The sequence below is a fragment of the Wenyingzhuangia gracilariae genome (assembly GCF_056387575.1).
This window is the reverse complement of record NZ_CM150748.1, coordinates 600,278-612,739: the sequence shown is the minus strand read 5'-3', so window position 1 is coordinate 612,739 and position 12,462 is coordinate 600,278. Positions and strand designations below refer to the sequence as shown.

The window sequence follows — 12,462 nt, the reverse complement described above, 5'->3', positions numbered from 1 at the left end:
TTAAAAATGGGTTTCTCGTTTAGGACTTGATGTTACATGTATTTCAGGAGCAGGCTCTTCGGTATTGTTTGCGTAGTTCCAGCCTACGGGGCTTACTTTTCCTGTTTGAATTTTTACCAGCCAATCTTTAGCATCGTTGTAGCGGTCTCTTCTATACTCAATATCTACACTAGGGTTTGCGACTACAATAAAATGCCATATAGCCATATCTTTTAAAAACATTAAAAGAATTGGATCTCTATCTTCTCCAGTAGCATTAAACAGTTCTTCTATGTTGTATCTTGATAAATAGCCTTTAGCTTCGCTTTCTGCAGCGTTAATGGCAGTTTGCAATACTTGGTTATCATCACGGCTAATAACGTTAATGACTTCGGTGTATAGGTGTGTGTTAAAATCTTGTATTTGTAACATGATTAATATTTTTTAGCGTTGATACTTCCTCTGTGATGTCCTATGGCATCTATCATGGTTGCGTTGCTCATGGTTTTAGAATCTACTATGTATTTACCACCTTCCACACTATCAGGAGCATCATCGTTTACTTTGTTGCTGCTGTTTGGGCTAAGTGCTAAAAACTGACCTTCGGCTGCTTCCATATTTTCCGTGCCTTGTAAATCTTCATTAAATATCAATTTACCGTTACGGTTTAAAGGCTCTAAATTGGTGTCAATACGATAGTATTTATCAGGCTTATTACGTTCATCGGGCACAGGATTTATAAATGTTCCATGTCTTTTGTTTGCTGCCTTTAATTCTATTTTTAGCGGTTCATCAATCCAAGGGTATTCTATGTAGTAATACACGGGAACTTTATCGCCTACAAAGGCTTTTATTTCATAGTACCAGTCAATCATTTTGGCGGTGGTAGTTTTGGCACAGTACATTTTAATTACGTGATACTCATCTTTCCATTTACCAATTAAACAGGTGGCTTTGTAATCTCCTTTTTTCTTGTAACTAGGGTCTGTATAGGCTACTAAAAACTTATACATGTGTAATGGCTTTATTTTACCATAGTGTAGTTTTTTAAATACTTTACCCTCTGTAATAGGTGTATTGAAATACTCTTTTTGTGCCGATGACCAAGAAATTAAAGAGAGCACACGATCTATGTTTGCTTCTGTGTTTTTGTTTGGCCATGTAGATATTCCGTTTTTATCTCTAATATTTACTACTTGTACATGTCCGCCTGTTTTTAGTTTTTTTGCAACCTTAACGGCTTTTTTCATACAACATTCCTCGGCAATGATGTTTCCGCAGAAAATAATTAATAAAGGTTTAGAAATAGATCGGGTGGCAAACAGGGCTTGTTCTAGCCAATCCCAGTTTTGTTGCACTCTATCGGGATTTCTACAAATTTCATCCGTATCAAAATCATCTACAGAAATGGCATCGGGTCTAATTTCTTCGTTTCTCAATCCACGAGGCGATTGTCCAGCACCTAAAGCAATAAAGGTGGCACCAGCTTTTATGGTAAAAGCACTGTCTGTCCAATCTCCCAACGTTTGTTGCTTACCATAATCGTTTATAATACGCTGGTTATTTTCAAAGTTGAGTTTGTAAGGCTTTAATAATTTGGTAGCTGCTCCCTCGCTGGCCGATGCAATGATGAAAAAACGTTTTTTACCTGTAAGAGCTAAATAGGTAAATTCCATCATGGTACGAGCAGATTTTGCCAACTCACGAGACCATACACGTACTTCGTAATATTCAGGATTGTTTAAAACTCTTTTAGTAGATTTTTTATGAAAATCTGCAGGTTCGGAACTGTAATAATTAGGAAAGTAATATTTAAACCATTCTTCAGGGTTGGCTTCTAAATATTCAATTCTTTTTAAACGCTCTTCGGCTGTTTCGGTAGTATCTATTACAGTAGCACGTTTTAATGCTTTTAAATACTTCTCCCATTGGTCTAGAGCTCTTTTGTCATCTACTTTACTCATGTTACAATTGGGATTTTATATAAGCATCTACATAGCCCGAAAACTCCTGTGCTTTGGTTAAATCTATTTTTCGGATAAACTCCATTATTTTTTGAGAGGCATGAATAATCTCGGGCAGGCTGGCAGTGGTTTCCAATTCCTTAATGTCCTTTACCAGTTTTCTACGTACATCTCCTAGTTTGCTGTCGGCAAAGCGTTGACCTTCGGGCAATGTTTTAATATACTCGTTAATTTCGGTTAACTCATCGTACAAATTGGCCATTTGCTCTTCACGGGTAAGCAATAGGTTTTTTTTGTACTTCTCCCAGTTCTCTTCGTGGTAATATTTATTAATAGTTACTACGCTTAGTCCCACTTTTTCGGAGGCTTCTTTTTGACTTAAATTGTTTCGGGTAATTTCTGTTTTAGCCCAGTCTAAACGGGCTCTAATTTCATCTTTTGTAAGTCTTTTTTTTGCCATAACAGTAACTATATATGGCACAAAGTTGCACTAACAACAGGCTGTTTTAAAATTGCTTTTCTGTAAGCATACACCACAGTGTATGCTTAGCATACAGTTACTACATGCTTACAAATTCTGAATTTTTTTTAGGCTAAAAAGCCCCATTAATTTGCTGTGTAAATAGCACGTAAATGAAAAAAGTAAACAAAAGATATGTGGTGTCTGATGAGCGTAAAAACATGGATGGTTTTCATGTATTAACCTCAGGAATTCAAATTGATGAATACAATGGCAACCCAGTTCTTTTATGGATGCATAAACGTCCAAAAGGCGATGTAAAAACAGAAATTTTACCCGTTGGTAATGCTTTGGATTTAAAGTTTGAGGCCAACAAATTAACCTGTGCCTTAACCTTAGATGATACGGACGATTTTGCATTAACACTTTATAAAAAACTAGAGAACGGAACGCTTAGAGCTTTATCGGCTGGATTGCTTCCGTTGGAATGGAAAAAGATAGATGGTGAGTTATGGCTGGTAAGGTCGGTACTAAAAGAGATCAGTATTGTGGATATAAGTTCTAACGCTGGAGCTGTAGAAATAGCATTGTACGACACGAGCGATAATCTCATCACGCTGTCTTTGGCTCAAATAGAGAAACAATTTTTAAAACCCGATACAAATATGAAACTAGTTCAATTAAAAGCATCAGACTTGGCGGTAAAGCTTGGTTTAAACGAAGATGCTAAAGATGAAGAGTTTTTGGCAAAAATTAATGGATTGGTAACGCTTGCTGCAACGCAAAAAAATACCATTGCCACATTGAGCCAAGAAAAGAAAGCTGCGGAGGACAATGCCACCGAGTTTGAAACCAAGTACAAGGCTGAAGTAAAGTTGAAAATGGATACCAAAATTCAAACGTTGGTAGATGATGCTTTTGACGATAAAAAAATTACGGCAGACCAAAAGGAAGGCTGGGTAAAATTAGCCACCAAAGATTATGATGGTACAAAGGCTGTTTTAGACGGAATGGCAAAAAATCCTGATGTCATGGGGACTATTGAAAAACCAGCAACGGAGGACAAAATGCAAACGCTTTCGTGGAAAGAATTAGACAAACAAGGACTGTTGGTAAAATTAAAGGCCGACAATTTTGACTTGTTTAAAACCAAGTACAAAGAAGAGTTTGACAAAGACTGGCAAGAAAAGTAAAAGCTAGTATTTATAAGGCTTTAAAAACATTTTAAAACAATTATTAAACAAAGTAGATATTATGAAAAAAGCGAATTTTAAAATTAAAAACTATGCCTATAACTTGTTGATGGTGCTGTTTGTGGCGTTTTTAACGGTAGGTGTTAGTCCAACAGTAATGGCAGCTGCTCCAGTAGTAGCATTTGCTACAGGAACGGTTTTGAGTTTTGTAGAAATGCCCAACATTGCTTTTATGGCAATTCAAGTTGAAATTTGGCAAAACCATATTGAAGAGGAAATTTTTAAAGACAACGAATTTTTAAGGCATTCCCATGATGCAGATCAAAATGTTATTGCCTCAAAAGTTGTACATATACCACAGTCAGGAGGAAGTGGGAACGTGGTAAAAAACAGAGGTACATTACCAGCAAATATTAGAAAACGTACTGATACTGATGTAGTGTATGTGTTAGATGAATATACTACAGACCCTGTATTAATTCCTAATGCAGATACGCAAGAATTGTCTTATGACAAGCGTGATTCAGTCTTAGGGGAAGATATGGATAAGTTGAGACAAGTAGTTGCAGAAGAAACCTTACAAAACTGGTTACGTTCTCCTGCTACAACTGGGTATGCTGCAAGTGCTTTGCCAAGTACAAGTGTATTAGAAACTTCAGGAGAATCAACTCCAGCAACAGCCCCAGCTGCTACAGGAACTCGTAAAAAAGCTACTTTAACCGATGCACAAAAGATGAAAACTTTTTTCACAAAGCAAGGTACTTGGAAAAATGGAAAAATGTATGCATTGTTAACAGCAGAAATGGAGGCGGAAATGTTCCCAGCAAACGACCTTGTAACAGCAACTGCAATGCAAAAGGTAACCGAAGAGGAAAGAAGAAAGGGTGTGATGTATGTTGCTCAAGGGTTTAAGTTTATGACAAGACAATCTGTTGTTCGTTTAGACAATGCAGGGGAATTGTTAGCACCTGAGGCAGTTGGTTCTGCTACGGATGATGAAGCAAGTTTGTTTTGGTACGAAAAAGCAGTAGAGTTTGCTTATGGTGGTGTTGAAGCTTTTGAGCAATTAGGAGACCCAACCATGTACGGAGATGTGTACTCATTCTTGGCTCGTTCAGGAGGTAGAGCTCGTAGAGCAGACTACGCAGGAATTGCTTTGTTAAAACAAGCTAAAACAGCCTAAATAAATAAAAAGCTCTAGCGGTTATAAGGGCTAGAGCTTTTTTTGAAACCCTCCTTTAAATGAAAACAGAAACCGCCATGTTAAAAACAGATACTTCCTTTTTAGGAATGTTAAAATCCGTGGTGTATGTGTTTCCACTTGTTTATGGATGGTTAAGTAGCAAGGGAATTGATCCTTATGTTTTTTACGCTTTGTTAGGCTTACAAATATTGGATATGTTTTTAGGCTGGGGAAAGTCCTCGGTGGTTAAAACACTAGAAAACCCAACTTCTAAAAAAGCGAAAAAGGGCATTTTAGCAAAGATAGTCATGTTTGTTATTCCTGTAGTTGCTGGTGTTGTTTGGGGTGTTTTTGACAAAGAAAACGCTTTAAAAGTAGTAAACACTTTGTTAGCTGCTTTGGTAGTAGCAGAGGGATATTCTTGCGTAGCCAATAGCTATTCTATTTATACAGGAGAGGAGTTGGCAGAGTTTGATGCGGTTACTTATGTGATTAAAAAACTAGCCGAAAAAATAAGAAATCTATTAACAAAAATAATGGGGTAATGAAAGCAACAGCCGTTAAAAAAATAGTAATTCATTGTACAGCTGGTTTTGGAAACTTAGCCTCTATACAAGCTTACTGGAAATCTAAAGGTTGGCGTACTGGTGGATATCACAGAGTAATAGCTGTTGATGGAACTATTCACAAGCTATATGATTTTAGCCATGTAACCAATGGTGTTAAAGGCCATAACCATGAGTCTATACATATTTCATACATAGGTGGAGTAGATCCTGATAATTACAAAGTGGCCAAAGATACTAGAACGGAGGAACAAAAGTTTGCCATTCTAAGCTGTATTATGGAAGCCCAAGAGTGGATTGAAGCCAATGGAGGTAATCCTGCCGAGGTGCAAATATTGGGACATAGAGATTTGTCTCCAGACTTAAACCATAACGGAATTATTGAGCCAAATGAACGCTCTAAAGAGTGTCCCTCTTTTGATGCTATTCCCGAATACAAAAATTTACAACAATGAAAACAGTAATAATAGGATGTGGTTCTATTGGTAAAACGATGGCCGTGATTTTAGCGTCAGGAATAATGATGAGCTGTGGTTCTCATAAAAAGACTTTAGATAGTCAAAAAGAAGCTACGCTTAAAATTGATGAAACCCTGTTAGTTGAAAAAGATTCTACTGCTATTACCAGCTTAGAAACTGAAACAACCAATTATGGCGGAACACTAGAAGGAAACTTTCCATTGCCCGAATTAACAGACAAGCCTGTTGTGGTTGCCGTTGAAAGTGGCGGACAAACTTTAGATATAAGCATTACAAAAACAGGAGTAAGCTACAAGGCGGCCTCTAAACCTACAAGTACTACCAAAACAAAGGTGGTGCGACAAAATAGCCAAAAAGAAAAAGCTATTAAAACAACACAAGAAAATAGTACCAGTAAAGAGGCTGTTGTCAGTACCAATGAGCGGAAACAATGGAAAATACCCTTTTGGCTCATTGCAACCATTTTGGCAATAGTGGTGTTCATAGTGTCCTATTTTTTCACCCCTTTAAAAACAATTTTAAAACCTTTTAAAACCTTGATAAAATGAAAAATCAAAGAGAAGAGAAAATCAAAAAAATGTTTGAGAACCATCCAAATATTGATGAGTTACACGTAACCAGTGATGCGCAAGGATTCACCAATGTAAATGCTGCCGAAAGTCACGCTGGAGTTTTAATAGACAAAAAAGTACAACACTGTAAAAGAGCGGAATTTGTGGGAAGTACTAAAAATAAAGATGGAAAGGAGATAGAGTTTAAAGCAACTTTAAGTTTATCAATTCCGCAATTAACACCTGTAATTAAAAGAATTAAAACCCTAGAGGAGTTAGAGCGTTTAAAATTAGCAGAAACAAATGGTCAGAAGCGTAAGGGGCTATTTGAGTTGATTGAAGACCGTGTAAAAGTATTGACAGACAACATTGATGTAGATGCCGATGATGTAACTGGAGATGCTACTGAAGGAGACGGAACTGGAGACACTACGGATGCAAACAAAACAGAATAAAACAACCTTAAAAATTATTAGAAATTATGGCAAAGTATAGATATGGTTTAAAATCCTTAATAGTTAGCGACTTAGATGCTGATGGAGTTACGCCAATTAACCCTGTGGATTTAACAAAATTTGTGTATCAAAAAACCTTAGAAATTATTGAGGCTGACCCTACAAGAACTCCACATTATTCGGAGGGTAAAACAGTACCAAAAGTTATTTTAACAGAAGCTGGAGAGGAAACTGGAGTTGTATCGTTCTTTGATTTAAGCTTAGAAAATGTAGCCTTGTTAAAGGGAGGAACTGCCGCAACTGTAGACGGAAAAACTACTTTAGAAAAAGCAACTAAGCAGGAGGTTATAGAAAAGCAAGTAAAGTTTGTAACCAAGGACAATGTAGAGATTGTTTATAAACGAGCTTGTGTGGTAGCAGTGTTTGATAGAAAACTAAACGATTCTGATGTAGAAATGTTAAAGACAACATTTATTCCATTATTGCCAGTTGATGATTCAGCCCCAGTAACTATTGAGGAGGTTTAGTATGCAAGAAAACACTAGTGTAGAAAAAAGAACTGCAGATACCTTATTGCAAAAAGGCGTAAAGATTCCTATCCGATCGCCTTTTTTCTTAAGGCTCTTTAAAAAGACTATAAAGTTAACCATTACAAGCCCTTACGAGGGAACTATGTTGAGATTTTCTAGCTACTATTTAAGCACAGGTATTACAGCAGATGAGTTAGATAGTATTAGTATAGAAAAAGCGATGGAGTTAAGAGCCAAGCACGGAAAAACCATTGCAAAGTGTGTAGCTGTAGCCATTTTAAATGGGTATGTAACAGGATGGTTGTTCACCAAACCATTGGCAAAATACCTGTTGTGGAACTGTCAGCCAGTAGATATGTTAACAATGGTAAAAATACTAGTGTTGCATAGCGGAACAGAGGATTTTATGAATACTACCAAATTGGTTCGCAAAATGAAGATTACGACACCAACACTGGGTCAAAAAGCACAGGGGAGTTAGTCCAAACAGGAATGCATAGCCCTTGGGGATTAAAGTTTCAAATTTTTAAAGACACCAATTTAACGTGGCATGAGGCTATGTGGAAAGTATCAAGAGCCAATATTTTATTAATGATGGCTGACCGAAGCAACTTTAAGCATGTAAAAGAGGTAGCAAAACAAGAAACAGGTAAAGAACTACTTAAACGAAGAAAACAAAGAGGTTAATGGATAATTTTGAGCCAATAGATGTAGCGTTTTTAATTAACGATAAGGAGGTAGATAGAGCTTCTAAAAACGTTAAAAACAGTATTTCGGGTGCTGCCCAAAGTGCCGAGGAAAGCGTTGAACGTGCCAATAGATCCATAGAGGCTCAAACTAAAGCACTGGCAAATAACAAACCCCAGTGGAATGGAATGCAAAACTCCATTAACCAATTAACTAGAGAACTGCCAGCGTTTACCTATTCCATGCAAACTGGTTTTATGGCAGTTTCTAACAACATTCCAATACTTGCTGATGAAATTACCCGATTAAGGGCTCAAAACCAAGCTTTAACTGCATCGGGTCAAAAAGCAGTACCAATTTGGAAACAATTACTACAAGCTGGGTTTAGTTGGCAAACGGTGTTGTCTGTAGGAATAACACTATTAACTGTTTACGGTAAAGAAATAGGAAACTGGATTGGTAGCCTGTTAAAAGGAAAAGATGCTTTGGATAGCGTTAAAAAAAGCCAAGAAGCTTTGGCTAATGCTTTTGATAATACAGAGTACCAAAAAGCAATTCAAAACTTTATAGCTGTAAAGTCTCATGTTGATGCAGCAAGAAAAGGATTGCTTGATAAAAAAACAGCAGTAGATAAATACAATGAAAGTTTAGGAAATGCATTAGGAAAAGTTAATGATTTGGCAACTGCCGAAAAAAACTTAAATGAAAAAGCTCCAGCATACATAAAAGCAACATTATACAAAGCTGCAGCAACGGTATTGTTAAATGAAGCTGCTAAAAATTTAGCTGAAAATCATAAGAAACAAAATCAGCTAGAAAATGAAGAATTATCCCTTAAACAAAATAATGATAAGGTAGAGGGATTAAACGGGATGTCTGACGAAGAAATTTTAGCCTTTTTTGAAAAAAACAAACGTGTAACATCAAGGAATAGCAAATATGGAAATTTAGCTGTATTAGCAGCAACCATTAAAAAACGAAAAGCCTTGCAAAAAGAAGAGGCTGAAATATTGGACAACGATGTGAAAATGAAGCAGGATTTTGAAACAAAAATTGACAAGCTTAAAAATAAATTTGGGTTGAATTTAGATGGAAGTTCTACACAAAATATAGTTGATGAACACACTAAATTATTAGAGAAATTAGAAGCTATTGATAAAGAATATGCCCGTAAAGGTTTTACCAGTAATGAAGAGGAAATACAGGCTTTAAAAGACAAGTTTACCAAGATTAGAGCCGAAGTAGAAAAATTTAATGCAGATCCAAAAAACAAGGATAAGCAAATAAGTATATCGGGTTTAAATGCTACCGAAACCAAAGCATTACAAGATTTAACCTACCGCCAAGAAACGGATAAGTTAAAAACAGATTTAGAGGAAAAAAAGAAATTATATGAAGCCTACGAAACGTATAAAAAACAGTTTGGTGTTCAAAAGGCTAAAGAAAAGTACAAAGAAGAGCTCGGGGAGTTTGATAGCTATTTGGAATATGTAAACAGTAAAGTTGCTGAAAACCAAAAGGCAGTTATAGCTGTAAATACGGGAGCTTCCACAGGTGGACAAACAGAACGTGTGCAATTGTTATCGGGCGTTAGTGATGAGGCCAAAGCAACCGATGAAAAAAAATACAATGATCTGTTAGCTTCTTTACAAGGTTATGAGACCAAGAGAAATAAAATAATAAGTGATTTTCAGGAAATAAGAAAACAACTTATAGCGGATGGAAATACTGCAGAATTAGAAGTTTTAAATGCCAAAGAAAAAAAGACACTTAACAATTTAGACGATGCTCATGTAAAAGAAACCAAAGAGTACAAAGCTTTAATTAACGGAGTAGAAGATTTATCTGTTAAGGCAGCAAAAACAGTAATTAAGTCTGCCAAGCAAATGGTTGCTTCATTGCTAGCTGCAGGAAGAATATCGGAACAAGCAGCCAAACAAATTTTAGATAAAATTAAAAAGGCTGAGGATGCGGTTGGTAGTGGTACACAAGATAAGTTTTCTAAAATAGCAAGTTCCATTTCTGCTATTACAAGTGAATTTGAACCCTTAGGCGATGCTGTAAGTGGTTTTGATGAAAGTTTAGGAGATACCATAAGTACAATGGGGCAAGTTGCCGATGTAGGTTTAGATGCTGCCTCTTCTGTAGCTTCGTTTATGTCGGGAGATGTTGTTGGTGGTATTCAGTCAGGAATAAGAGCCATTACAGGAATACTAAATATATCAAAAGCTGCTAGAGAAAGTGAGAGGCAAGCACGTGAGGAACTGAAACAATGGCAAGATGAAATATTTAACGCTCAATTACTTTACAATGCCAAGTTAAGAGAAAGGTTAACTAATGAAGCTAAAATTAATGATTTGTACCAATCAAGAGTAGAGATTATTAAGGAAGAGTATGAGACGAACAAAAAAAATGCAGAAAGTAATTTAAAGGATCAGCAAGATGTTTTTGACAAACTGTTAAAATCTAAAACTGTAACAGATAAGTATACTGAAAAGTATGGTGGTTTTTTAGGCATAGGGAGAAAAACAAGAGTTGTAGAGGTTAAGAAGTCTGTAGCTGAATTAATTGGAGCAGGAAAATGGTTAGAAAAAGAAGTCGATAAAGTTGTAAGAGGTGGAGGTAAAGCAACAACAATTACAAAAACTATAAAATGGTTTGAGCCCGAAGATGTAGAAATAACGGACGAGTTGTTTGAAAAATTAGAAAAAATAAACTCAGAAACTCCTTTAACTGGTGATGCTAAAGAGGCTTATGATCAGTTGGTAAAATTACGTGAGGAGTATGGAAGTATTGAGGAGGCACAAAGAGCCCTACAAATAGATCTACAAAATGAAGTTGTAGGGAATACCGCCCGTGCCATTGGTGATAGTATAAAACAGGGTTTTGCAAATGGTAAAAGAACCCTTCAAGACTTTGGAGATGATATTACTAGTATTTTACAAGATGCTATGCTGGCAGGTTTAGACAATGCCATTATACAACCTAAGATGCAATTATTACAAGATGAGTTGGCTAAGTTTTTAGAAGATGGTGTAATAGATGAAAGTGAACGAAGCAAATTTGAGGCTATGTATAACGAAGTTGTACAGGCTGGAAATGAATACATAGACGCTTTTAATCAATCAGGAATAGATTTGTCGGGATCTACAAGTTCTCAAGGTTTAACAGGAGCAATAAGGAGAGAGTTAACAGAAGAAACTGGAAGCGAGTTAACAGGTCTTTTTAGAGGTCAGTATGATGTTACTAAAGAAATTAAAACCATTTCACAAGAGAATTTAGACATCAGTAGAAAAGGATTTAACGTGTTAAACTCATTGTTGTTACATTCCGCCAATACGGAAGTAAACACAGCCAACACAGTTGCAAGGTTAGATTTGGCTATTACAGAATTAAGAGCAATCAAGACAAATACTCAAGGAGGTTCAACCACAACAAGAGATAGCGGTTATGGTTTATAAAATAAACAATATAGATATATCTACTTACGGATTTATTCCTGGGCGAATTGCTGGCTCTAATTTGGCTATTGGTGGTTTTTTGGATATGCCAAAACGTATAGAGAAAACCTACCACAATTGGGGAGATCATAATGGAGTTGAGCCATATGTAAGTTCTGATGAGATTTTTTTTGATGGTAGAGATATTGAATTTTCGGCTTTATTTAAAGCGATTGATAGAGCAGATGTAGTATATCGTTTAAAAGACTTTTATAAGGTTTTAAATGGTTTTACTGATAGGGTTCCTTTTGAAACTCCGTACGGAACTTTTGATGTGTATGTTAAAGACGAAATCAAAGTAGATTATATCAATAATGGTTGGGCAAAAGTAAATATCACTTTCCGTGAGCCAGTGGTAGAGATTCCTGATGTAACCATTCCAGAACCAACGGATTACCAAGTATACGGAATAGATGGAGTGCCATTTCAATCTTTAGGAATGTTTATTCAAAAGATTGAGGACAATATGAATAGAATGGCTATTAAAAAGCAAAACTATTCTACTTATGGATATGAAGGTTTTCAGTTGACTAAATCAGCCTTACATAAAGCAAGTATTACGTTGGTTGCTCACAAGAGTACTATATCAGAATTAACCACTAGCATAGGCATTTTACACAAGCAATTGGCTAGTGAGGGACTAAGACAAATCAACATTGATAATACAGGTCGTGAGGCTTGGGCAATTGATGGTTTTAAGGTTAAAAACATAAAAGTAGGAAGCAACATTGCAGTAGCTCTTATAGATGTTGAATTGTGCTTGAATGATAATGATTGGCTAAAAGATGTTCAATTCAATTTAGCGGACAATTTTGGAGATTTAATCACAGATAATAACGGAGGTAATATAACAGTAAAAGGATAAAACTATGTCAGGAATAAAAGAATTTTGGTTAGGAATGTTCGAGCGTATTA

The 12,462-nt window shown here is 36.1% G+C and carries 14 protein-coding genes; 11 read left to right on the top strand and 3 right to left on the bottom strand.

Annotated elements, in window-relative coordinates:
• The 3 genes from ACY2IJ_RS02435 to ACY2IJ_RS02425 are packed head-to-tail and all read right to left on the bottom strand — an operon-like array spanning position 1 to position 2,403.
• On the bottom strand, positions 1-411 hold the full coding sequence (locus ACY2IJ_RS02435) for a phage protein Gp36 family protein (protein ID WP_476725582.1): 411 nt from the start codon (positions 409-411) through the stop codon (positions 1-3).
• 2 nt (positions 412-413) lie between these two features.
• Positions 414-1,943, bottom strand: coding sequence for a hypothetical protein (locus tag ACY2IJ_RS02430; RefSeq protein WP_476725581.1), 1,530 nt, complete (start codon positions 1,941-1,943; stop codon positions 414-416).
• Between the two features lies 1 nt (position 1,944).
• Entirely contained in the window at positions 1,945-2,403 is a 459-nt protein-coding gene (locus ACY2IJ_RS02425) for a transcriptional regulator (protein ID WP_476725580.1), read from the bottom strand.
• Positions 2,404-2,576: 173 nt separating this feature from the next.
• Here ACY2IJ_RS02425 and ACY2IJ_RS02420 point away from each other — a divergent pair, with 173 nt between their 5' ends.
• From ACY2IJ_RS02420 to ACY2IJ_RS02370, 11 genes are all read left to right on the top strand, one after another.
• Positions 2,577-3,596: a hypothetical protein gene (locus ACY2IJ_RS02420; RefSeq protein WP_476725579.1), complete on the top strand. Its 1,020-nt coding sequence runs from the start codon at positions 2,577-2,579 to the stop codon at positions 3,594-3,596.
• Positions 3,597-3,657: 61 nt separating this feature from the next.
• Positions 3,658-4,779, top strand: a complete 1,122-nt coding sequence (locus tag ACY2IJ_RS02415) for a hypothetical protein (RefSeq protein WP_476725578.1) — start codon at positions 3,658-3,660, stop codon at positions 4,777-4,779.
• 59 nt (positions 4,780-4,838) lie between these two features.
• Positions 4,839-5,324, top strand: a complete 486-nt coding sequence (locus tag ACY2IJ_RS02410; protein WP_476725577.1) for a phage holin family protein — start codon at positions 4,839-4,841, stop codon at positions 5,322-5,324.
• A complete protein-coding gene (locus ACY2IJ_RS02405; RefSeq protein ID WP_476725576.1) occupies positions 5,324-5,800 on the top strand; it encodes an N-acetylmuramoyl-L-alanine amidase in 477 nt (158 codons plus the stop codon). Before ACY2IJ_RS02410 ends, ACY2IJ_RS02405 begins: the two co-directional genes overlap by 1 nt.
• On the top strand, positions 5,797-6,372 hold the full coding sequence (locus ACY2IJ_RS02400; protein ID WP_476725575.1) for a hypothetical protein: 576 nt from the start codon (positions 5,797-5,799) through the stop codon (positions 6,370-6,372). Before ACY2IJ_RS02405 ends, ACY2IJ_RS02400 begins: the two co-directional genes overlap by 4 nt.
• A complete protein-coding gene (locus tag ACY2IJ_RS02395) occupies positions 6,369-6,830 on the top strand; it encodes a hypothetical protein (RefSeq protein WP_476725574.1) in 462 nt (153 codons plus the stop codon). Before ACY2IJ_RS02400 ends, ACY2IJ_RS02395 begins: the two co-directional genes overlap by 4 nt.
• 26 nt (positions 6,831-6,856) lie before the next feature.
• A complete protein-coding gene (locus ACY2IJ_RS02390) occupies positions 6,857-7,357 on the top strand; it encodes a hypothetical protein (protein ID WP_476725573.1) in 501 nt (166 codons plus the stop codon).
• Between the two features lies 1 nt (position 7,358).
• Positions 7,359-7,841, top strand: coding sequence for a hypothetical protein (locus tag ACY2IJ_RS02385; protein WP_476725572.1), 483 nt, complete (start codon positions 7,359-7,361; stop codon positions 7,839-7,841).
• 11 nt (positions 7,842-7,852) lie between these two features.
• A complete protein-coding gene (locus ACY2IJ_RS02380) occupies positions 7,853-8,047 on the top strand; it encodes a hypothetical protein (RefSeq protein WP_476725571.1) in 195 nt (64 codons plus the stop codon).
• Positions 8,047-11,508, top strand: a complete 3,462-nt coding sequence (locus ACY2IJ_RS02375; protein WP_476725570.1) for a hypothetical protein — start codon at positions 8,047-8,049, stop codon at positions 11,506-11,508. The genes ACY2IJ_RS02380 and ACY2IJ_RS02375 overlap by 1 nt, the downstream gene beginning before the upstream one ends.
• On the top strand, positions 11,498-12,412 hold the full coding sequence (locus ACY2IJ_RS02370) for a hypothetical protein (protein WP_476725569.1): 915 nt from the start codon (positions 11,498-11,500) through the stop codon (positions 12,410-12,412). The genes ACY2IJ_RS02375 and ACY2IJ_RS02370 overlap by 11 nt, the downstream gene beginning before the upstream one ends.
• Positions 12,413-12,462: the final 50 nt, after the last annotated feature.

Coding starts and splice junctions, on each gene's coding strand:
- ACY2IJ_RS02410 (WP_476725577.1), top strand. CDS start 4,839: ATGAAAACAGAAACCGCCATGTTAAAAACAGATACTTCCTTTTTAGGA.
- ACY2IJ_RS02435 (WP_476725582.1), bottom strand. CDS start 411: ATGTTACAAATACAAGATTTTAACACACACCTATACACCGAAGTCATT.
- ACY2IJ_RS02415 (WP_476725578.1), top strand. CDS start 3,658: ATGAAAAAAGCGAATTTTAAAATTAAAAACTATGCCTATAACTTGTTG.
- ACY2IJ_RS02425 (WP_476725580.1), bottom strand. CDS start 2,403: ATGGCAAAAAAAAGACTTACAAAAGATGAAATTAGAGCCCGTTTAGAC.
- ACY2IJ_RS02395 (WP_476725574.1), top strand. CDS start 6,369: ATGAAAAATCAAAGAGAAGAGAAAATCAAAAAAATGTTTGAGAACCAT.
- ACY2IJ_RS02400 (WP_476725575.1), top strand. CDS start 5,797: ATGAAAACAGTAATAATAGGATGTGGTTCTATTGGTAAAACGATGGCC.
- ACY2IJ_RS02405 (WP_476725576.1), top strand. CDS start 5,324: ATGAAAGCAACAGCCGTTAAAAAAATAGTAATTCATTGTACAGCTGGT.
- ACY2IJ_RS02375 (WP_476725570.1), top strand. CDS start 8,047: ATGGATAATTTTGAGCCAATAGATGTAGCGTTTTTAATTAACGATAAG.
- ACY2IJ_RS02390 (WP_476725573.1), top strand. CDS start 6,857: ATGGCAAAGTATAGATATGGTTTAAAATCCTTAATAGTTAGCGACTTA.
- ACY2IJ_RS02380 (WP_476725571.1), top strand. CDS start 7,853: ATGCATAGCCCTTGGGGATTAAAGTTTCAAATTTTTAAAGACACCAAT.
- ACY2IJ_RS02420 (WP_476725579.1), top strand. CDS start 2,577: ATGAAAAAAGTAAACAAAAGATATGTGGTGTCTGATGAGCGTAAAAAC.
- ACY2IJ_RS02385 (WP_476725572.1), top strand. CDS start 7,359: ATGCAAGAAAACACTAGTGTAGAAAAAAGAACTGCAGATACCTTATTG.
- ACY2IJ_RS02430 (WP_476725581.1), bottom strand. CDS start 1,943: ATGAGTAAAGTAGATGACAAAAGAGCTCTAGACCAATGGGAGAAGTAT.
- ACY2IJ_RS02370 (WP_476725569.1), top strand. CDS start 11,498: ATGGTTTATAAAATAAACAATATAGATATATCTACTTACGGATTTATT.